Below are 19,826 nucleotides of genomic sequence, written 5' to 3'. Positions count from 1 at the left end.
CCTAGATCACCCCCAGGTGTTCCATGACTTCCACCGGATCATTCACCGGGGGGTAGCATCTGCTGCCATCACAGAGGTAATAGGCGCAGCCCTCAGATGGAGCTCTCTTATCCCTGAGGTGTGAAGGTGCAATGGGCCAGTCACGGGGCATGACGGTGATGGTAAAATCAGGTATCAGCCTTTTCCTGAGCTCCACGGGTATAACAGGTTTCCCGCTGCAGACGACAGTGAGGGACCTGCCTCCACTTATGGCCCACTCTGCATGGGATAGGAGGAATGTATGGGCTGCCGGCGCAGATTCAACATCACCGGCAAAGGCCCTCATCACGCCCCTGGCAGATTCTGCTAGCTCATCATCCTCAAGGATGCCCCCCAGCCTGAGGAGGTTCAGCATATGAACAGAGTTTCCTGAGGGGATGGCACCATCAGCAGCATCCCTGGGTCTTAATATTAGCCTGGGGTCATCGGTTGAATAGAATCCACCATCAGGGGCACCGAATTTATTCTCAAGGGATTCTGAGAGTTCAAGGGCCATCTCAACGTAATCCTTCCTGAAGGTCGCGTCATACATCTCAAGGAGGCCCCAGATGAGAAATGCGTAGTCATCGAGTTTCCCGTCTATTCCAGCATCACCGTCACGATAGCGGTGAAGAAGCTCACCATCCATGTTCAGGTTGCCCATGATGAATTTGAGGCACCTCTCTGCAGCGTCCAGGGCCTCATCACTGTCGAGGATCCTCCCACACGCTGCAAGAGCCCCCACCATAAGTCCGTTCCAGTCCGTTAATATCTTATCATCCAGGGCGGGGGCCGGTCGCTCCATCCTCATCTCAAGGAGGACACCCCTTGCATTTTCTATGATCTCATTTAACTCAGCCAGGGTGAGGTTGAACTCCTCTGCAACCCTTCCGGGGGAGCCGATGTGGAGTATGTTCTCACCCCTCACGTCACCTGCAAAGTTTCCATCCTCAAGCACGTTGAAATAGCGCATCACAACATCCGCATCATCCCCCAGGGCCCTGCGTATCTCAGAGGCCCTCCAGAGGTAGTATTTACCCTCAACTCCCTCACTCTCGGCATCCTCCGCTGAATAGAAACCCCCCTCTGGGGACTGGAGATTTCCAAGAACGTATTCAACCATCTCAAGGGATGTCTTTTTGTAGAGATCATCACCGGTAACCTGGAAGGCCTCCAGGTAGGCTTTCAGTATCAGCGCCTGATCATAGAGCATCTTCTCGAAGTGGGGCACAGTCCAGGTGGGTTCAACCGCGTATCTGTGGAATCCGTAACCCAGCTGGTCATATATGCCCCCGTACCTCATCCTCCTCAGGGTGAGGTTAACCATCCCGAGGGCATCATCGTCCCTTCGCCTCAGATGATACCTCAGGAGGAAGTAGATGTTGTGGGGGGTCGGGAACTTCTGGTAGGATCCAAAGCCGCCGTTCCTGGCATCGAAGTTCCTCCTTAGATACTCATATGCAGCATCCACGGTTCCGGGATTGAGTCTGGATGATTCTTTCACAGATTTTTTAAGGGCACTGACAACCTCCCTGGCGGTTTTTACTATTCCATCAGGGTCGTTCTTCCAGAGCAGAACCACCCTTTCGAGGATTGTCCTGAGGCCAGGTACACCACCCCTGTCATCGGGCGGGAAGTAGGTTCCTGCAAAGAAGGGTTCCCCCTCAGGTGTCATGATGATTGTGAGTGGCCAGCCACCTGTCCCGGTCATCATCTGGCAGACCCTCATGTATATGGCGTCGATGTCAGGGCGCTCCTCCCTGTCCACCTTCACAGCAACAAAGTTTTCATTGAGTATTCCCGCGATTTCAGGGTCCTCAAAGGATTCCCGTGCCATCACATGGCACCAGTGACATGTTGAGTAACCTATGGATAGAAATATGGGTTTTTCTTCCTCCCGTGCCAGCTGAAAAGCCTCATCCCCCCATGGATACCAGTTAACAGGGTTGTGGGCATGCTGAAGCAGGTAGGGACTCTTCTCATTTATCAGAGAATTGGTGAATTCTTTACCTTTCATTTACTCCCCCTCAATATCAATTATGTTGATCCGGCTTTATTAATATTAATAGATGGGCTGCTGCCAGGGCGAGGGGTCATTCGAATCATTTATTATTTCCCCCACCAGATATGGTACCTGTTGGTGATCCACAATGAGTCTCATCATAACATACATAAGTACCAGGGGATGCGTGATAGCAGGAGACAAACGCAGAATAGCCTACTTTGGCGATAAAGCAAAGAGGGAAAAGCTTGAAGAGGAACTCTACAGTGGAAAGATAAAGAGCGACGATGAACTTCACAGGAGGGCCTCGGAGCTTGGTGTCAGTATAAAGGTCACAGATGACACAGCCAAGGTGAGAAGCCTGGGGGATGTGGTTGTTGGTGAGATAAGCCAGAAAACACCATTCGAGACAAAGAGGAGAAGGATATACGCAACAACAGGCGCCTATCAGATAATAGATCTCACAGGCTCAAGGATAACCAGCATGGAGAAGGGTGAAAATGCGATAATCGTCTTCGGGAATAAGGTGGCAAAGGAACTGACAAACAAGTTCCTTAAGAAGAGGTGGAAGACAAAGACAACCCTTAAGGAGGTTGAAAACCTTTTCAGGGAACTCATGGATTACGTTTCATCCAGAACACCCTCGGTTGGAAGTAAATATGATATCTTCATGAAGAGCCCCCCACTGGATAAGAGGAGCGCACACAGGCTTCTCAGCGATACGATAGTGAGGGACGTCCGGCTCCTCCAGAAGTGGAGGGCTAAACTTAAACAGGAGATGCTTGATCGCAGAGAGGAGATGAAACTGGCATCCAGGATACTCACAGAGGGGGAGGTTGGCCGTATAATCAGTCAGGACGGCAGCCACGTTGAGGTAAAACTTTCAGATGGCGTTGAGGCCTACGACACCCGATGGAAGCGTGTTGCAGGTCCCGGTGAGAATGTTCTCATGAGGCTCTCAGATGATGTTGCGGTGTCTGCAGGTGAGAGGGTTGCTGTTAGGAACGAGAACCTCTGTGTGGATGGCAGGGACATAAAACTTGAGTGCGATGTCATAATCTGCCGTACTGAGGAATAGGGCTTTAAGAAATTCATCGGGGGAATATTTATTATGATCTCCCACCATTACATGGATAGGTGATATGAAATGAGGCTAACATTTCTGGGGAGTGGTGGCGGACGATTTCGCCACCATAACACAGAAGAGGATGACCGGCGGACTGAGAATTGATGGAATCGGCGGAATGAACATCCATGTGGATCCCGGACCTGGTGCCCTTGTGAGGTCCTACCAGTTTGATGCCGACCCCAGAAAACTGGATGCGGTCATGGTCTCACATTCACATACAGACCATTACACCGACGCCGAGGTACTTATCGAGGCAATGACAAGGGGAATGACCCGCCAGAACGGGACCGTTGTGGGTAGTGTGAGTGTCATAGATGGCTACAGGGACTGGGGCCCCTGCATATCAGATTACCATAAGGGCAAATCACGCTGCATAACACTCTCACCAGGTGATACTGTAGAGATTGGTGAAATTGAGGTGACGGGTACAGGGACCGTCCATGGAGACCCCACAGGGGTGGGATTCAAACTCAGGGCCGGTGACGTTACAGTATCCTACACATCGGATACAGAATACTTTGATGGGCTCTCAGGGTACCACAGGGATGCTGATTTGCTCATAGCAAGCGTCATAAGACCGGGTAATGACCATATAAGGGGTCACATGTGCACCGATGACTTCATAAAACTCGTTGAGGAGGTTGAACCGGGACTTGCGGTGATGAACCACCTTGGAATGAAGATGATACTCAATGACCCTGAAATGGAGGCATTCAGGGTTCAGGAGGCCACAGGGATCCGTACACTGGCAGCAAGGGATGGGATGAAAATTGAACTGGATGAGAGCGGCATTTTTAACATGATCCGCTGATTTAATTACCTGAGATGGTGCTGAGGAGAAGATGATCTATCACCTGAGCACCAAAATTTTATATAATAAAAATGCATTAATCCCTGATATGCCCCGGTAGCTTAGGTGGGAGAGCGCGGGATTCGTAATCCCGAGGTCGCGGGTTCAATCCCCGCCCGGGGCTCTTATTTTCTCATGGAATGGTTCGGTTAGAAGCGCTCCAACCAGGAGTCCGAGGGCTATGGCGATCACCGTCATTGAAAAGAGCGTTATCTCTGCAATGGATGTCAGGTAATTCTTTCCAAGGAGATTGGCAAGTCCTATGAACCCTATGGACCCCGGTGCAAGGAACCAGAAGGCAGGGTAGAGCGTGACAAAGTGCGGGGTTTTACCGGCCATCTCAATGGCCCTTGCCACCAGTGTCATGGAGAGGGCGCCAAGAAAGGCCCCGAGAAGCCCACCCCCCATGGTGTTTCCAAGCTGCTGACCAACCAGTGCCGTGTAGAGTACAAGGAGTATCCATGGAAAATCACTCCGGTAGACGGAGAGGAAGAGGTATATGCCAACGGCAAATAGGAATGCCCCCAGATATGGGCTGTAACTTATGGCTGATATTTTTATAGCTGCAAATTCCTCCTGCGGGAACCTGTTGAGCTGCATACCCATCAGGACACCAAAAAGGAGGAGGAGAAGAACCATGCAGCCGTATATTACCCTGCTTGACCCCGATACAAGTTCACCACTTGCAAGTTCATATATGCCTGTTGTGAGGGTAACCCCCGGGATGAAGTAGATGAGTGGTGGTACAATGAGGGTCAGGTTACCTGTGACGGCCCCTGCTCTTATCAGAAAGAATGCAACACCTGAAACCGTGAAGGAGGCGAGGACAGGCATTATTAGGGAGAGCCTCCTGTTACCGTAACCCAGGACTATCAGCGCACCTGATATAAGGCTTAGAAATGAGGAATAGACCACAAGGTTCAGATCTGGCTGTATCAGAAAGGCTATCCCCACTGAGAGGAGTAGATACCCAAGGAACATCCCGTAGCGCCCGAACCTGTGGGGGCCACCCACTATTTCCCTGAGTTCATCCAGTGCGCCGCTGATTTCGGTCCTGCCTGACCTGACATCGTCAATGAGCCTGTAAATCTTTGTAACCTGATGAAGAGGCATCACACCAGGTGACTGGGCTGCAAGGCTCATCCTTGATGTCTCCCCGGCAGCCTTGATTATCAGCATGGTTGGGAGGACCGAAACCTCAACCTCCACATTCTGTGACTCTGCAACGCCTCTTAAAATTCGTTCAGTCTCGGAAACAGAGTTCCCTGAGGCTATAAGTGCTCTGCTGAGCTCCTCAAGGAATTCCACCAGTTTATCCGTCATTTTTCTGCCTGTTTATATCTGTGGGGTGGATGAAGCCTGACCTTATCATGTGGTCGGCAAGGACCATAGCAACTGCGGCCTCTGCAACCGGCACAACCCTCGGGCATATGCAGGGATCATGCCTTCCATGGATCTCAATCCAGGTCTCCTCCATCCGCTCAAGGTCAACACTTCTCTGTGGCAGCGATATTGATGGTGTGGGCTTCACAGCTATCCTTGCAGTTATGGGCATGCCGCTGGATATACCCCCGAGTATGCCCCCCGAGGTGTTGGTTGTTGTCCTGATTTCACCTCCAGAGATGTAGAACTCGTCGTTTATTTCACTGGCATGGTGCCCTGCAACCTCAAATCCCATTCCGATCTCCACACCCTTCACAGCCCCTATACCCATGAGTGCAGCTGCAAGGTCAGCGTCAAGTTTACTGAAGACAGGTTCCCCGACCCCGGCGGGCACCCCCAGTGCCACAACCTCGACAACTCCGCCAACAGAGTCCCCTCTTTCCTTAGCCTCAAGAATGGCTTCCTCCATCAATCTGGCAGCAGCTGGATCAGCGCATCTAACGGGGTTTCTCTCTGCGTACTTCTCTATGAGTTTCAGGTTAACCCTGTCTGCCCTGATATCACCCACCTGCACTACGTGTGCCTTCACCCTGATACCATGGATTCCGATGAGTTTCTTTGCAACCGCCCCGCCAATCACGTGTCCAATGGTTACCCTTCCACTTCCACGGCCACCTCCACGGTGGTCATAGTGGCCGAACCTGGCCCTCCAGGTGTAATCCCCATGGCCGGGTCTCGGCACAGATTTGAGGTTACTGTAACTTGCAGAGTCAATATCACGGTTCCTGACAATTCCGGCTATTGGGGTACCATCTGTTTTACCCTCGAATACCCCTGAAAGTATCTCAACCCTGTCCCTTTCACCCCGGGGTGTGGTTAAACTGCTCGTACCAGGCCTTCTCCTGTCGAGTTCCCTCTGAATGTCCTCTTCACTCAGTTCAAGGCCTGCAGGGCAGCCATCGATAACCGCCCCGAGTGCAGGCCCGTGGCTGGACCCGAAGGTTGTAACCCTGAATACCTCGCCGGTGCTGTTTCCAGCCATTGAATCACCACCATGGAGTCATGAATTCGTCAATCTAATCCCTTGAGGGGAGCCTGGGTATTAACCATCCAACAAAGCTATCAACACTTCTTGTCTGCATGTAAAGGGTTCCTGTACCTTCAAATTCCGCTACAAGTCCCTCTCCACTTAGAAATGTGCTTTTAAGTCCTCCAATCTTTCGCACATTGAAGTCAAGGCCCTCTGTGAAGGCTACGATGTGGCCAGTGTCCACCACGAACCTCTCATTCACAAGTTCCCTGTGGTATATTGCCCCGAAACTTGAGAGGAATATGGGTCCGGAGGCCCTCACTTTAAGCAGGAAGAGGCCCTCACCTCCGAAGAATGTTTTGAAACCCCCAAATTTGGTATCTATCTCCACATCCTCTGAAGCCGCCATGAATGAGCCGCTCTGAGCATAGAGTGTTTCATGGGTTTCAATGACCTCAACATCTCCTGGATATGATGGTGCAAGCTGTATCTCACCCATTCCCTGTGACCGGAAGGTGTTGAGGAAGATACTTTCCCCTCCAAGCATGGATCTCTTAACAGCCCCCAGAAGACCCCCTGTTTCGGTCTGGATCTCTATGTTGGAGCTCATACTCACCATTGCACCGGCCTCTGCCTTTATGGCTTCACCGCTTGCAAGCTGGATATTCGCCATACTGTAACTTGGTCTGTTTATGATTTCATATTTCATGCACTTATCTGTGTAGCTTTTAATTAATAAACTGATCAGCTGAAGCCGATGTGTGCAGATTTTCCAGAGAATTTGTGAACTGACTTAGCTGAGGCCGGTGTGTTTGTGGATCTGAAGAATCTGAGGTGTGTGGTGTGTGATGGTGCAGCATTCTATTCCAGTATGGTGAGTCGGCGCGACACCTCCACATGCTATCAGTGCCTGTAACCTAAACCTTTAACTGTGGTCTCCATACTTATCCCTATACATGAAGGTGCTCAGGGATATCTACAGTGTGCTCATGGAACTCTATGGTCCCCAGGGGTGGTGGCCGCTCCTTGATAGGGATACCCTCAAACTCAGGTACCACCCTGGCGACTACACTCCACCATCATCTGAGACCGAAATCTTTGAGGTGATGGCGGGGACAATACTCACCCAGAACACGTCATGGGACTCAGCTGCAGCTGCACTCCGCAACCTCGCATCAATGGGTGCCCTTGACCCTGAGGATATACTTGCAGCTGATGACGATGAACTTGAGGGTGCCATCAGATGTGCCGGTTTCTACAGACAGAAGGCATCATACCTGAGGGGGATTTCAGAGTTCTTCATCTCCCTTGAGGGCACCAGCCCATCCAGGAAGGAGCTCCTGGGGGTAAGGGGTGTTGGATATGAGACCGCGGATTCCATCCTCCTCTATGGATACAGAAAACCTGAATTCGTGGTTGATGCGTACACAAGGAGGATGTTATCCCATACCGGCATTATAGAGGGGGATGAGGGCTATTCGGTGATAAAGGGGATCTTTGAAGAAAACCTTGAACCTGATTTCAGGGTCTTTCAGGAGTACCATGCCCTCATTGTGAGACACGGAAAACTGTATTACAGGGGGCGGGTTCATGGTGAGGGGGATCCTCTCCCAGGGAAACTCTATGGTGATTTGGGTGATTGATTTCACTGATCTGAGTATTGCAATAATAAAAAGAACGTTCCAGAGGAGATTTGAACTTGCAAGGATCACCAAAAGGTCAGATACCTTCAGGAAAATTGTCAGGAGACTGTTCTTTGAGGGGGACGATATACAGGTCATACCCAGGGACGCGTCGGTTGAAGTAAATAGGAGTTTTCAGCCGCCGGAGAGTACCGTGCTGCCATCAGATGTTTTAAGGAGGATGATACTTCGCTCAAAGCACATATTCAGGATGGACTTCTGTATATGCAGGGTGTCATCCGGTTGCAGTGACTATCCCCATGGTCTCGGCTGTCTCTTCCTGGGCCCCGGGGCACTGAGGATATCGGATAAGGTTGGAGGCCTCATATCAAAGGAGGAGGCCCTTGATCACATTGAAAGGTGCAGGGAGGCAGGTCTGGTCCACATAATAGGTAGAAACAGGATAGACTCTGTCTGGCTCAATTCAGGTCCACATGATGAATTACTTTCTATCTGCAACTGCTGTGAATGCTGCTGTCTCTGGAGGATGACACCTTTTCTTTCTGAGGACATAGCGTCCTCCATAACACCAATGGAGGGGGTCACTATGGTAAGGGACCCTGAAAGGTGTGTTCTTTGCGGTCGCTGTGGGGAGGCATGTTTTACAGGTGCCATCAGTGGAGACACAGCACACCATGATACCGGGAGGTGCCTCATATGCGGAAGATGCGCTGAGAGGTGCCCCAGAGGTGCTCTGAAAATAGTTATGGACCCCGATGCTGTTGATGAGGCGGTAAGGAGGGTTGAGGTCCTGGTGGATGTGGAATCGTGATACCAAATGAAGCATTCTTCAGGTCAGTACAGCATCCGGGCGTTATGTTTTTTAGCGGTGAAAATGTAATAAATATCATCCTCTTCAATCTTTTAAGAGTTACCAGTGAGTGATATTATGGAGTTTCCCACAAAAAGGATGCGAAGATTGCGGAAGAGTCCACAGATACGTGAAATTCTCCGAGAAACACGGCTGCACCCATCGGACCTCATCTACCCCATTTTTGTGAGTGAAAAACTTGAAGGGGGTAAACCTGAGCCCATAGATACAATGCCTGGACAGTACAGGTACTCTGTGGATGATGCGGTCTCTGAGGCATCCAGACTTGAGGATGAGGGGCTTTCATCTGTCCTCTTATTTGGCATGCCCTCCACCAAGGATGAGCTTGCCTCATCAGCATATGACCCTGATGGCGCTGTGCAGAGGACCGTGAGGAGGCTGAAGGAGGAGACTGAACTCGTTGTCATGACAGATGTCTGCCTCTGCCAGTACACAACCCACGGCCACTGTGGCATCGTCGTGGAGGGGGAGGTGGTCAATGATGAGACCCTGGATGTCCTTGCAAGGATAGCCCTCTCCCATGCAGAGGCCGGTGCAGATGTGGTTGCCCCCTCAGATATGATGGATGGGCGTGTTGCAGCTATAAGGCGGGCCCTGGATGATTCAGGTTTCAGTGACACGCTGATAATGTCCTATGCCATCAAGTATGCATCTGCATTCTACGCACCATTCCGTGATGCGGTTTCTTCAGCCCCCTCCTTCGGTGACCGCAGATCATATCAGATGGACCCCGCAAATGTCAGCGAGGCCCTCATGGAGGCGGAACTCGACCTTGAGGAGGGCGCCGATATACTGATGGTGAAGCCCGCCCTGGCATACCTGGATGTGATAGGGGCTGTGAAGGAAAGGTTCAGGGTCCCCCTTGCAGCCTACAATGTGAGCGGGGAGTATTCAATGCTCATGGCAGCCATAAACAGCGGTTACCTCACTGAAGAGGCGTTATATGAGTCTATCCTATCAATAAAACGTGCGGGCGCTGACCTTATAATCTCACACTTCGCACCGGAACTTCTGGGGGTGATCTAGTGGATCCCCTCTATGTTTCAAGGATAGCCCAGATAGCATCTGTACTGGAGGTTAGCGGCTATCCGAAACCAGGTAACGTCCACAGAACCCGTGACTTTGATGACATGGTCTATGAGGACTTTCTGGTGAGCGGGATAGTTATAGGGGATACAATGCGCATCGCCGCCAGAAGGGGGACCGAGCTGAGGGATAGCCTGGATCTCTCATCCATTGGACTGGGGGAACTGATACTGAGGGCTGTGGAGGATACCGGGAAATGGGTTTCCACCAACACAAACCTTGGTATAGTCATGCTCCTTGCACCACTCTCTGCAGCTGCAGGGATGGTTGATGAGGGGGATCTGCAGGGGTTAAGAGAACAGGTGAACAGGTTGATACTTCAGACAACACCTGATGATGCTGTTAATCTTTACAGAGCCATTTCTGTTGCGAATCCAGGGGGTATGGGTGAACACGAAAGCCTCGATGTCAATGACCCCGGATCACAGCAGAGGATACTTGATGAGAAAATAACACTCTTTGATACACTGAAGATATCCTCCAAGTGGGACCTCATCGCAAGGGAGCTGACATCAGGAATGCCAGTCACATTCAATGTCGGGTTTCCGGTCTTCAAGGCCACTGTGGGGGAGCATGGAATGAACAGGGCGGTTGTCCAGACATTTCTCACAATACTTGCAAGGTTCCCTGACACCCTCATAGCAAGGAAATATAATGAAAAAATAGCAGAGGAGGTTTCAGAGGAGGCCGCTGAAATTGTTAATAGAGGAGGTGTGCTCACAGAGGCCGGGCTTAAACTTGCTGAAAGGTTTGACAGAAAACTCCACAGCAGCGGTTTAAACCCGGGTACAACAGCGGATCTTACGGCATCATCGATAATGGTGGGTCTTCTTGATTATTATTCAGAAAGATGAAACCCGGATTAAGAAGATTAGGGAGGAATCAATATGGATCCTGACAGAATAATCGATCAGCTTCACATTTACGAAAAAAAGGTCCTGAAGGCATTTGAGGATTCAGATAAACCACTTAAACCAGAGGAGATAGCAGAGTCACAGAAGATGGATATCAAATCCGTGATGAGTGCAGCGGGCGCCCTTGAATCAAGGGGATTTGTGAGGGTCATCAAGGAGGTAGAGGAAGCAGTATCACTCACAGATGACGGGAAATTTTATGCAATTGAGGGTCTTCCAGAGAGGAGGGTCATGGATATTCTCTCCAGGGAGGGGGAACTTGAAATGTCCGAAATCTCCAGAAGGGCGGGTCTTGACAAGGCTGAATCAGGGATAGCAATAGGCTGGCTTGTGAGAAAGGGATGGGCAAGGATAGCCGACGGGAAGGTTTCCGCCATTCAGGAGAGGCCCCCTGAAACTGGAGATGATGAGAAACTCCTTAAAATGCTCCTGGATAAAGGGTCCATAAGGGTCGTGGAACTTCCTGAACACCTGAAGGGGGCCCTTAAGGACCTTGCAGGAAGAAAGGGTATTGTTGATATTAAAAAGGTCAGGAAGCACAGGATTGAACTCACACCTGGGGGCAGGAGACTCCTTGAGAGGGGTGTGGAGATCGCTGAGGAGGCTACCCAGGTCACCCACGAGCACCTGAAGACAGGCTCCTGGAGGAGGCTTCACTACAGGGGCTACAACATTGATGCAGAGTACCCTGTGGTTTACCCGGGTAAGATGCACCCGCTGAGGCGCATAATTGATGAAATAAGGCTCATATTCCTTAAACTGGGGTTTACGGAGTCCAGGGGCCCCCTTCTTGAATCAGCCTTCTGGAACTTTGACTGTCTCTTCCAGCCCCAGGACCACGCTGCAAGGGAGATGCAGGACACTTTCTACGTTAAAAATCCCCCGGTAACTGAACTCCCGGATGAGGATCTTGTGAGGGCTGTGCAGAGTGCCCATGAAACAGGGGGCTCCACTGGATCAGAGGGCTGGCAGTATGAATGGGACAGGGACGTTGCAATGCAGAGCGTACTCAGGACCCACACAACCTGTGTATCCGCCAGGTTCCTGAGGGAGAATGAACCACCCCTCAAGATGTTCTCTGTTGGGAGGGTTTTCAGGAGGGAGACCATAACCTACAAGCATCTGCCAGAGTTCCACCAGGTTGAGGGTATCGTCGCAGGGGAGGATGTTAACTTCAGAAACCTCCTGGGTATACTGAGGGAGTTTTACAGGAAACTGGGATTTGAGGTGAGGTTCAGGCCGGCTTACTTCCCCTACACCTACCTCTCAACAGAATGTGAAATATACCTCCCTGAGAAGAAGAGCTGGATAGAACTTGGAGGGGCAGGTATGTTCAGGCCTGAAGTCCTCGAACCACTTGGTGTTGAGGTCCCTGTGGCTGCCTTTGGTCTGGGTATCGAGAGGCTTGCAATGATAAGATTTGATATAAAGGATATAAGGATGCTCTACCAGAGCGACCTTGGCTGGCTCAGGGGCCTGCCGGTGACGGATGATCTGAAACTTTAGATCTGCAGAGAAAATGATGGTTCAGAAGGTGTTCAGGAATCATGGGGGGCTGAGGGGCGGTAATATTCACCTTGATCCAGCACCACCATCTCTATGAGCTTTTTATTTTCAAGTGAAAGGAGTACGTTGTACATGCGCCTTGTGCTGAGCCTCAGGGGACCATAGAGAAGGTGGCCCTCAAGGAGGTAACGGGGAACCGGTCCTCCGCCTCCGAGTTCCTTAATGGTCCTCAGGGTTTCCTCCTCTATCTGGTTCAGCTCAGCTTCCCTGACTTCGTCCTGATTTTCCATTACCTTCACATCTTCACCAGGGTTCCCGGCAGTTATCCTCCCGTTTTTTCTTGATATGAGTCCCTTTTTCTCAAGGCTTACTACTATGTCATGATACTCGTGTTCAGGGAGGTCAAGGTTCCTCTTAAGCATCTCCTCGGATACAGGGGCGTTGAGATCAAGCTGCATGTACCTTATTTCCCTGTAGACCATGTTCTCCTTTCTGGTTATAATCTTCAAGGGTTACCTCCTCTGTATGGATTATCTCTGATCAGAGGGGGATGGATGTGTGGAGTGTCCACACAATTCTCTGTATGGATTATCTCCGATCATGAAAGGGGGAATCGTGTATTAACCTCTGCTGTACCTCTGAATCAGGAGGGTACCAGTATCTCCGCCGCAACCAGCCGGCAGATATCTGTTTTTGTTATCACACCCACAGGTTTATCGTCATCCATCACAAGGAGGCCTGAAATATCGGCCCTCAGCATGAGGTTGGCGGCGTCCTCTATGTTGTCGTCGGCTGAGATGGTTATAACCTCATCCACCATGATGTTACTCACCTTGAGGTCCCTCTCAGGGTGTTCGCTGTCGGGTTTTATTGATCCGAGGACCCCTATGAGGTCTGTGTAGGATACAACGCCAACAGGTTTACCGTCATCGTCAAGCACAAAGAGTCTTCTGACACCGTGTTTGTACATCTTTTCAAAGGCTTCAAGGGGCCTTGTCTCGGGGCTCACCGTTATTATTTCGGGGTTCATTGCTTCTTTAACTTTCATTGATAATCCCTCAAAAAACTCCACTGGATAATATTATGATGGGGCATCTTTTTATGTTTTGTTGTTCCATTGGCACTGTCCGGTGGCGGGATACCATGCATGCCCCTTGGAGTTGACGCTGCACCGGACCTTCATTCCGATGCCTTTAAATATTCAGGTTAATTATTCATGTAATAACTGATTGTTCCATACAGACAATACTGCATGCCTTAAAAAAAGTTTAAATATGACTTTAGATTAATACTATAATAAATTCATATAAAATTACCTGTGGGGTAATAGCCATGATGAGAATAAGCATGTCTCTACCAAAAAAGCTCCTGAATGAGTTTGATGAAGTTTTAAGGGATCGTGGTTACCAGTCAAGGTCCAAGGGTATAAGGGATGCCCTGAAGGACTACATTGTCAGGTACCAGTGGATGAATGAAATGGAAGGAGAGCGAATCGGTATAATTGCAGTTATCTATGACCACCACTACACCGGGGTCATGGAGGATCTTGCAGATATCCAGCACGACTACCGTGAATACATCAATGCGGTTATGCATGTGCACATGACAGAGAAGCACTGCCTTGAGGTGATCGTTGTCAAGGGTGACGTTTCAAAGATCCGTGAACTCACAGAGAAGATGATGAGACTCAAGGGTGTTGAACACGTAAGGCTCACAAGCACATCAACCGAACAGAAAGTGGAGCATGAACACTAGGCAAGGGTCGGATGAAATTCAGGGTCACAGCGTACCACCAGCACCTCCTGCGGGACCATGAACGCCTTTCAGCATTTTATGAGGCAATAGCCTCCGCTGCCCATGGACTCACATATGATCTTGGCGCTGGAAGCGGCATCCTCTCATTCTTTGCATCAGAATACGCGGATCATGTCATTGCAATTGAAAGGGACCCAAGAATAGCGGCATGTGCATGGGAGAATCTCTCGGGTCTTGAGAATGTCACGGTCGTGAATGAGGATGCCCTGGAGTATGAATTCAAGGAGAGGGCAGATACAATCATCTGCGAAATGCTGGACACTGCACTGATAGATGAGGAGCAGGTCCCGGTTTTGAGGAGGGCCCTCAGATTCCTTAAGGATGGAGGTAACGTCATACCCGCAGCGGTTATAAATGCGGCGGAGCCTGTGATGATTAAGGGTGGAAGCATATCATATGATGAAAACATCAGAGCCCCCTCATCGGGCCCTCTATGTGTCTATGACAGGGTTGATTTCAGGGGGAGGATACCTGAAAAATTCAGAGGAACCCTGAAACTTTTGGCATCAGACTCCTTCAACGCCATAAGGATAACCTCCTTCACAGTCCCCGCAGAGAATATAATCTGTGGCCCAACACCCATGATGAACCCTCCACTCATCCTGCCCCTGGGGGATACCCTTGAAGCTGGCTATTTCAGGGTGAAGCTCTCATACAAAATGGGCGGTGGTCTTGATTCAGTTAAAGCAGAGCTTAAGTGACTTTCTGAAGGGCTGCAGCAGGCTCCTTATACTTACAGTTGGAAATGAAATGAGGTCCGACGATGGATTCGGACCATACCTTGCATCAGTAATATCCGGGGATGTGATGGAAAGGGGCCATCTACTCATAAATGCAGGCACCGTCCCTGAAAATTTCACAGGAGTGATACGGTCAGAGAAGCCCAGCCACATAATCATAGTCGACGCGGTGGAGATGGGTAAAGAGCCAGGGACCATCATGCTGATTGATAGGGATAGAATATCAGATTACAGCATATCCACCCATGCCATGCCCCTTTCATTCCTGGTGAGGTACCTTGAGGAGCAGGGCGACTGCAGGATAACCCTGATAGGGGTTCAGCCAGAAAACCTTGAGTTTGGAATGGAACTATCTGAAGGGGTCAGGGGGGCTGCATATGAACTCAGAGATTTACTCCTCTTGGCAATCGATGAGGTATGCTGCGGGAAGACCCCCTATTTTAAACAAGATCCGGGCTCATAACCTCCCCCGTTAAGGGGTATTAAATTATTTATAATAGCTTCCCAAACAGTAAATCAGTTCTTGATTCTTTAAGTGATAACATGAGAATCCTATTCATTGGCTCAAGGCTGTTCAATGACGTTGCAGACTATGCCTCATCAAGGGGAATTACCACCATACTCTCAGAGTCAAACCCTGAGGCACCCAACCTTGAACTCGCAGACTCATGCTTCATAGTGCCCCGTGGCATGGAGGCACCAATGGAAATTGCACTGAGGGAGGATGTTGACGCGGTTGTACCCCTCATAGGTGTCGACGGTCCCCTGAGGGACGTTGCCAGGCTTAAGATGGAACTTGAGGAGAGTTATGGGATTCCAGTGGTTGCCTCTGGCGAAAGGGCGGCGGAGGTCTCCACAGATAAACTCAAAACCAAGGAGTTCTTCACTGAAAACGCTATAAACACACCGGCCTATGGTCTGATAGGGACTGCAGATGAAGTAAAGGGGTTTCCCACGGTCCTTAAGCAGAGGGAAGGACAGGGAGGCTCAAATATAAAGGTTGCATCTTCAGGTGCTGATGTGGAGGAATACCTCAGCTCCCATGACTCCGCAATCATGGAGAAATACATACAGGGAGTTGAGATCTCAGTGGAGGTCCTCCGCTGGGATGGGAAAACCTTCCCCCTTGTGGCTGTGGACAAGGGCCCCACAAGTATGGATGGACTGCACCCCCTGGGAAAGGTGAAGAGGGCCCCTGCAGTCATTGAGGGTTTCAATGGAGATGAGGCCCTTAAAATGGCCTCCAGAATAACTGAACTCCTTGGAGCTGAGGGGAACACGGATGTTGACATGATACTCTCCGATGACGGTATCCTTTATGCCATAGAGGTTAACACAAGGCCCAGTGGGACAAGGTACATCTCTGAGGCCGCCACAGGTATAAATCCAATGCACAGCCTTGTGGACATGGCAACCGGGGACTGGAATCCCCATAAACTTAAAAGGGAGGATTACAATGCGGTGGAGATACCTCTGGGCAATCCGGGGAATATTGAATCCCTAATGCCTGATGGGGTAAATTGGCTGCTGCACGGGCCTCAGAATCATGTGAGGCTCACAGCAGGGGCTGCGAATAGGGAGAAGCTTGATCTGATCATGAAGAGACTCAGGGTGATATGATGGAGATTGGGTTAACAGCATTCATTGTAAGTGCGGCTGCTTCAGCGGCTTTCACACTCTTTATAAGGAACGTTCTGAGAAGTGCAGGTATCGGGGACAGGCCAATAGTTACAGAGCACAGCCACAAGGCAGGTACACCCACAATGGGGGGCCTTGGCATGCTCCTCGCAGTGCTTCTTGTGACCATTATCTACCGCAACAACCCCTACCTTGTCCTCACAGCACTCATAATCCTCACAGCAGCCATTGTGGGACTCCTGGATGACCTCATTGGGCTTAAGGTCAGGGAGGTCCAGAGGATAATCAGGAACGTATCTGAAAGTCCCCTTGAGGTGGGGCAGCTGGTGCTGAAGCCAGGGGAAGAGGCAAGGGCAGCCACAGATAAGGCAAAAAGGGATGTTGAGGAGCTACTGGAGAGTGGTCTTGTTGAGGTGGTGGGTGAGGCACCCATAAAGAGCGAGGTGAGTGAGGGTGAGAAGATACTTGCCCAGCTCATGATAGGGGTGTTCCTGGTTCTTGGAGGATCATTCACCAAACTTGGAGGATTCAATCTGGGTATTGCAGCGGCACCCATTGTTATCGGGGGGATGGTGGGTGCGATCAACGCCGTCAACCTGATAGATGGTATGGATGGGATGGCCTCGGGGATAATGCTCATAGCCTCCCTATCCTGTGCACTGTTCCTGGGATTATCTGCAGCCGCTCTTCCGTTCCTGGTTCTTGCAGGAATCTCTGCAGGCTTTCTTGTATTCAACAGGCACCCAGCCAGCATATTCATGGGGGACACAGGTTCATTTGCCCTGGGGGCAGGCTATGCAACCGCGGTGATGCTCACAGATACGGTTTACTTCGGTGTTCTTGCCATAGCTGTACCTGTGGTCTCAGTTATAATCAGCCTCCTTCATCGTGCAGGGGTCATCAGACTGCCGGTGGAGCCACTGCACCACACACTCCACTACCGTGGAATGTCTGAAAGGATGATCGTGCTACTATACTGGCTGATAACCGCAGCGGTCTGCGGACTTGGACTCTACCTCAGTGGGTTCACGTTCTGATGGTGTATGGGGTGGACATTGTGGAACTCTCAAGATTGCTGTCCCCCTCATCAGAAATCTCAGAGGATGGTGGATAGGATGGACATTGAGGAAATCGCAGGAAGGATTTCAGGAAAACTTCTGGGAAATGGCGGGGAGTTCAGGGGTAAATTCACAACCCTGGGGGCTGCAGAGGAAGGTGACATTGTTATAAGGCACTGGATTGACGATATGGGGATCCAGATTGCCTCAGAAAGGGGTGTTGCAGCCATAATAACCCAGGATTTGAGGTCCGATGCCTCAAAGGTTCTTGATGTCCCCATCATCCTTGTGGATCGTATTGAAATCGCAAATGCCCTTGCACTATCATGGACGATAAACAGGTTTGCATCTTCCTCCAGGAGGATAGCTGTAACGGGTACCAACGGGAAATCAACCACCACCCACATGATCAACCACATCATAACCACAGCCGGCAGGTCATCCTACACCAATACAGATTCAAGGTCCGAGTTCAACACCCTCATCGACCCTGTGGTCGCGCAGCATATAGCAGAGGCCGCCAGCAGGGAGCAGCTGGAATTCATGGTCATCGAGGTTTCAGAGGTTCAGGGCTGGCTTGGAAGGGTTATGAGGGACCACGCCCAACTCATGACCTCAGCAATACAGCCAGAGATGGTTGTCATAACCAACGTTGCTATGGACCACATAGGACTGGTTGAATCGGTGGATGACGTCTTCAGGGAGGTTTCAGGAGCCCTCAGGGCGATCGATTCAGGGGTTGCTGTACTGAACTCTGATGATGAGAGGGTCAGGGCAATGGCAGATATCAACCCCCTCCTCAGGACGGTCTTCTATGGATCCCATGGACCTGTGAGGTACACTGGGAATGGGATCCACTGCGGAGATGATCTTATAATTCAGACAGATGAACTCCCATTCACAGGTGAACACTTCATACAGAACACCCTTGCAGCGATCACAGCAGCACTGGAACTGGGATTCTCATATGAGGATGTGAGGAGGGGTGTTGAAACTTACAGGCCACTTAAAAGGAGATTCACCCATCTCATGGATAATCCCAGGGTCATCGATGACTTCGCCCACAACCCAGACGGCATAAGGGCAACGGTCAGAAGCGCAGCCTGTGACCTCGAGGGGAGACTGTGGGTCGTGAATGCCATCAGGGGATCCAGGGGAGAGGACATCAACATCATGAATGCGGAGGCCCTGGCAGAGTCCCTGAAGGACCTTGATGTGGAGCTCATAGTAACATCAAGCAGCGACCTTGTTGATGAGCAGAACAGGGTACTTGAAAACGAGAGGAGGGTCTTCCTGCATGTCCTGGATGAGAACGGGATAGGGTATACCCATATTGAAAATCTGAGGGACGCACTCAGAAGAGTCCTGGAAAATGCAGAACCCTCTGACACGGTTCTCCTCCTTGGTGCCCAGGGAATGGACCCTGCAGCGGATTTTATAGGAGATTTAACCCGTAAAAGCTCCTGAATTAACTTTTTAGGGGCGCTGGATATTTTGTCAGCATCTCAATCAGCACCATCTCCTGCTGCTCAATCTTTATAAACCCTGACATGGCTGCCTTGCAGTTTGTACTTGATGGTGGTTACTCGCCGCTGCTCAATCTTTATAAACCTTGAGCCAAGAATTAATATTTAGTAACTGTAAGAAACTGCAGTTTAAAGGTGAAGTGTAATGCTCATAAAGATCAGAAGGGACACGCTTGTGATACTCCTCCTGGCATTCATACTCATCCTGTCGGGGCGCGTGATGACATACCTTGCCTATGCCTCATCGATGGAGGATGAGGGGGGAGTTCCAATATCTGGTGTCATAGTGAAGGGTAACGATATAGTCCCACTCTCATCCATAAAGACCAACGTGTATGCTGCCGGATTCAGACCGGGGAGCTACATAAAGGGGGATATACTCGTAACGTCCAAGAGGAAGGTTCCGCTGAGCGAGGCAATAGAAAACGCGGAGAAATTTGTTAAAAGAACAACAATTCCAGGTACACGTGTCACGCCAATAGCGGCTGCAGATGTGAAGGTGGACACCAGAACGGGTATAGTGACTGTCAATGTCATTGAGGACTTTTCAACAGTTAAAATCACCAACAGAACAGGAGGGTAACCGGTGCATAAAATTTCAAGGCTAATCGCCCTTA

At 50.3% G+C, this 19,826-nt stretch carries 20 protein-coding genes and 1 tRNA gene; 15 read left to right on the top strand and 6 right to left on the bottom strand.

All coding sequences use genetic code 11. The features are described from left to right. Window position 1: 1 nt before the first annotated feature. Complete coding sequence (locus ACPLJI_RS03145) at window positions 2-2,035, bottom strand: thioredoxin domain-containing protein (RefSeq protein ID WP_424730349.1); 2,034 nt, start codon at window positions 2,033-2,035, stop codon at window positions 2-4. A 133-nt stretch (window positions 2,036-2,168) separates the two neighbouring features. Here ACPLJI_RS03145 and ACPLJI_RS03140 point away from each other — a divergent pair, with 133 nt between their 5' ends. The 3 genes from ACPLJI_RS03140 (at window position 2,169) to ACPLJI_RS03130 (ending at window position 4,123) form a co-directional block, all read left to right on the top strand. Next, a complete protein-coding gene (locus ACPLJI_RS03140; protein ID WP_424730350.1) occupies window positions 2,169-3,098 on the top strand; it encodes a DUF2121 family protein in 930 nt (309 codons plus the stop codon). A gap of 94 nt (window positions 3,099-3,192) precedes the next feature. After that, window positions 3,193-3,960, top strand: coding sequence for an MBL fold metallo-hydrolase (locus tag ACPLJI_RS03135; protein WP_424741127.1), 768 nt, complete (start codon window positions 3,193-3,195; stop codon window positions 3,958-3,960). A gap of 90 nt (window positions 3,961-4,050) precedes the next feature. Further along, window positions 4,051-4,123, top strand: a tRNA-Thr gene (locus ACPLJI_RS03130). On the opposite strand, the gene ACPLJI_RS03125 is transcribed toward ACPLJI_RS03130, so the two are convergent. Genes ACPLJI_RS03125 through ACPLJI_RS03115 form a run of 3 tightly spaced genes read right to left on the bottom strand, consistent with a single transcriptional unit; the run spans window position 4,105 to window position 7,121 of the window. After that, window positions 4,105-5,322: a threonine/serine ThrE exporter family protein gene (locus ACPLJI_RS03125; protein ID WP_424730351.1), complete on the bottom strand. Its 1,218-nt coding sequence runs from the start codon at window positions 5,320-5,322 to the stop codon at window positions 4,105-4,107. The genes ACPLJI_RS03130 and ACPLJI_RS03125 overlap by 19 nt on opposite strands. Further along, on the bottom strand, window positions 5,312-6,424 hold the full coding sequence (aroC, locus tag ACPLJI_RS03120) for a chorismate synthase (RefSeq protein WP_424730352.1): 1,113 nt from the start codon (window positions 6,422-6,424) through the stop codon (window positions 5,312-5,314). The genes ACPLJI_RS03125 and aroC overlap by 11 nt, the downstream gene beginning before the upstream one ends. A 34-nt stretch (window positions 6,425-6,458) precedes the next feature. Further along, complete coding sequence (locus ACPLJI_RS03115; protein ID WP_374891597.1) at window positions 6,459-7,121, bottom strand: TIGR00266 family protein; 663 nt, start codon at window positions 7,119-7,121, stop codon at window positions 6,459-6,461. 247 nt (window positions 7,122-7,368) lie between these two features. Here ACPLJI_RS03115 and ACPLJI_RS03110 point away from each other — a divergent pair, with 247 nt between their 5' ends. The 5 genes from ACPLJI_RS03110 to ACPLJI_RS03090 all read left to right on the top strand — a co-directional run bounded on the left by ACPLJI_RS03110 (window position 7,369) and on the right by ACPLJI_RS03090 (window position 12,432). Continuing rightward, window positions 7,369-8,055: an endonuclease III domain-containing protein gene (locus ACPLJI_RS03110; protein WP_424730353.1), complete on the top strand. Its 687-nt coding sequence runs from the start codon at window positions 7,369-7,371 to the stop codon at window positions 8,053-8,055. Then, window positions 8,048-8,866, top strand: a complete 819-nt coding sequence (locus ACPLJI_RS03105) for a 4Fe-4S binding protein (protein WP_424730354.1) — start codon at window positions 8,048-8,050, stop codon at window positions 8,864-8,866. Before ACPLJI_RS03110 ends, ACPLJI_RS03105 begins: the two co-directional genes overlap by 8 nt. 117 nt (window positions 8,867-8,983) lie before the next feature. Beyond that, window positions 8,984-9,952: a porphobilinogen synthase gene (hemB, locus tag ACPLJI_RS03100; protein WP_424730355.1), complete on the top strand. Its 969-nt coding sequence runs from the start codon at window positions 8,984-8,986 to the stop codon at window positions 9,950-9,952. Next, a complete protein-coding gene (locus ACPLJI_RS03095; protein WP_424730356.1) occupies window positions 9,952-10,866 on the top strand; it encodes a triphosphoribosyl-dephospho-CoA synthase in 915 nt (304 codons plus the stop codon). The genes hemB and ACPLJI_RS03095 overlap by 1 nt, the downstream gene beginning before the upstream one ends. 33 nt (window positions 10,867-10,899) lie before the next feature. Further along, window positions 10,900-12,432, top strand: coding sequence for a phenylalanine--tRNA ligase subunit alpha (locus ACPLJI_RS03090; protein WP_424730357.1), 1,533 nt, complete (start codon window positions 10,900-10,902; stop codon window positions 12,430-12,432). A gap of 32 nt (window positions 12,433-12,464) precedes the next feature. Here ACPLJI_RS03090 and ACPLJI_RS03085 read toward each other — a convergent pair whose 3' ends face one another. After that, complete coding sequence (locus ACPLJI_RS03085) at window positions 12,465-12,941, bottom strand: hypothetical protein (RefSeq protein ID WP_013295952.1); 477 nt, start codon at window positions 12,939-12,941, stop codon at window positions 12,465-12,467. A 134-nt stretch (window positions 12,942-13,075) separates the two neighbouring features. Then, window positions 13,076-13,480 (bottom strand): CBS domain-containing protein, encoded by a 405-nt coding sequence (locus ACPLJI_RS03080; RefSeq protein ID WP_013295951.1) that lies wholly within the window; start codon window positions 13,478-13,480, stop codon window positions 13,076-13,078. A 284-nt stretch (window positions 13,481-13,764) separates the two neighbouring features. Between ACPLJI_RS03080 and nikR the strand changes: the two genes are divergently transcribed. From nikR to ACPLJI_RS03045, 7 genes are all read left to right on the top strand, one after another. After that, window positions 13,765-14,187: a nickel-responsive transcriptional regulator NikR gene (gene nikR, locus ACPLJI_RS03075; protein ID WP_013295950.1), complete on the top strand. Its 423-nt coding sequence runs from the start codon at window positions 13,765-13,767 to the stop codon at window positions 14,185-14,187. Window positions 14,188-14,198: 11 nt separating this feature from the next. After that, window positions 14,199-14,948 carry a methyltransferase domain-containing protein gene (locus ACPLJI_RS03070; protein WP_424730358.1) on the top strand — a complete coding sequence of 250 codons (750 nt, stop codon included), beginning with the start codon at window positions 14,199-14,201 and terminating at the stop codon, window positions 14,946-14,948. Then, the gene (hycI, locus tag ACPLJI_RS03065; RefSeq protein ID WP_424730359.1) at window positions 14,914-15,450 is read left to right on the top strand and encodes a hydrogenase maturation peptidase HycI; all 537 of its coding nucleotides are present in this window, start codon (window positions 14,914-14,916) and stop codon (window positions 15,448-15,450) included. The genes ACPLJI_RS03070 and hycI overlap by 35 nt, the downstream gene beginning before the upstream one ends. Window positions 15,451-15,530: 80 nt before the next feature. Next, window positions 15,531-16,607 carry an ATP-grasp domain-containing protein gene (locus ACPLJI_RS03060; RefSeq protein WP_424730360.1) on the top strand — a complete coding sequence of 359 codons (1,077 nt, stop codon included), beginning with the start codon at window positions 15,531-15,533 and terminating at the stop codon, window positions 16,605-16,607. After that, a complete protein-coding gene (locus ACPLJI_RS03055) occupies window positions 16,604-17,662 on the top strand; it encodes a glycosyltransferase family 4 protein (RefSeq protein ID WP_424730361.1) in 1,059 nt (352 codons plus the stop codon). The genes ACPLJI_RS03060 and ACPLJI_RS03055 overlap by 4 nt, the downstream gene beginning before the upstream one ends. A gap of 78 nt (window positions 17,663-17,740) precedes the next feature. After that, window positions 17,741-19,150 carry a Mur ligase family protein gene (locus ACPLJI_RS03050; protein ID WP_424730362.1) on the top strand — a complete coding sequence of 470 codons (1,410 nt, stop codon included), beginning with the start codon at window positions 17,741-17,743 and terminating at the stop codon, window positions 19,148-19,150. Between the two features lie 204 nt (window positions 19,151-19,354). Further along, entirely contained in the window at window positions 19,355-19,792 is a 438-nt protein-coding gene (locus ACPLJI_RS03045; protein ID WP_013295944.1) for a hypothetical protein, read from the top strand. The last annotated feature ends 34 nt before the right edge of the window (window positions 19,793-19,826 follow it).

It is taken from the genome of Methanothermobacter sp. (assembly GCF_049720995.1).
Lineage (GTDB): Archaea > Methanobacteriota > Methanobacteria > Methanobacteriales > Methanothermobacteraceae > Methanothermobacter.
Note: the sequence above shows the minus strand (reverse complement) of the source record. Positions and strands in the feature narration are given on the sequence as shown.

Coding starts and splice junctions, on each gene's coding strand:
- ACPLJI_RS03110 (WP_424730353.1), top strand. CDS start 7,369: ATGAAGGTGCTCAGGGATATCTACAGTGTGCTCATGGAACTCTATGGT.
- ACPLJI_RS03090 (WP_424730357.1), top strand. CDS start 10,900: ATGGATCCTGACAGAATAATCGATCAGCTTCACATTTACGAAAAAAAG.
- nikR (WP_013295950.1), top strand. CDS start 13,765: ATGATGAGAATAAGCATGTCTCTACCAAAAAAGCTCCTGAATGAGTTT.
- ACPLJI_RS03115 (WP_374891597.1), bottom strand. CDS start 7,121: ATGAAATATGAAATCATAAACAGACCAAGTTACAGTATGGCGAATATC.
- ACPLJI_RS03060 (WP_424730360.1), top strand. CDS start 15,531: ATGAGAATCCTATTCATTGGCTCAAGGCTGTTCAATGACGTTGCAGAC.
- ACPLJI_RS03080 (WP_013295951.1), bottom strand. CDS start 13,480: ATGAAAGTTAAAGAAGCAATGAACCCCGAAATAATAACGGTGAGCCCC.
- ACPLJI_RS03125 (WP_424730351.1), bottom strand. CDS start 5,322: ATGACGGATAAACTGGTGGAATTCCTTGAGGAGCTCAGCAGAGCACTT.
- hemB (WP_424730355.1), top strand. CDS start 8,984: ATGGAGTTTCCCACAAAAAGGATGCGAAGATTGCGGAAGAGTCCACAG.
- ACPLJI_RS03050 (WP_424730362.1), top strand. CDS start 17,741: ATGGACATTGAGGAAATCGCAGGAAGGATTTCAGGAAAACTTCTGGGA.
- ACPLJI_RS03140 (WP_424730350.1), top strand. CDS start 2,169: ATGAGTCTCATCATAACATACATAAGTACCAGGGGATGCGTGATAGCA.
- ACPLJI_RS03055 (WP_424730361.1), top strand. CDS start 16,604: ATGATGGAGATTGGGTTAACAGCATTCATTGTAAGTGCGGCTGCTTCA.
- ACPLJI_RS03045 (WP_013295944.1), top strand. CDS start 19,355: ATGCTCATAAAGATCAGAAGGGACACGCTTGTGATACTCCTCCTGGCA.
- ACPLJI_RS03070 (WP_424730358.1), top strand. CDS start 14,199: ATGAAATTCAGGGTCACAGCGTACCACCAGCACCTCCTGCGGGACCAT.
- ACPLJI_RS03145 (WP_424730349.1), bottom strand. CDS start 2,035: ATGAAAGGTAAAGAATTCACCAATTCTCTGATAAATGAGAAGAGTCCC.
- aroC (WP_424730352.1), bottom strand. CDS start 6,424: ATGGCTGGAAACAGCACCGGCGAGGTATTCAGGGTTACAACCTTCGGG.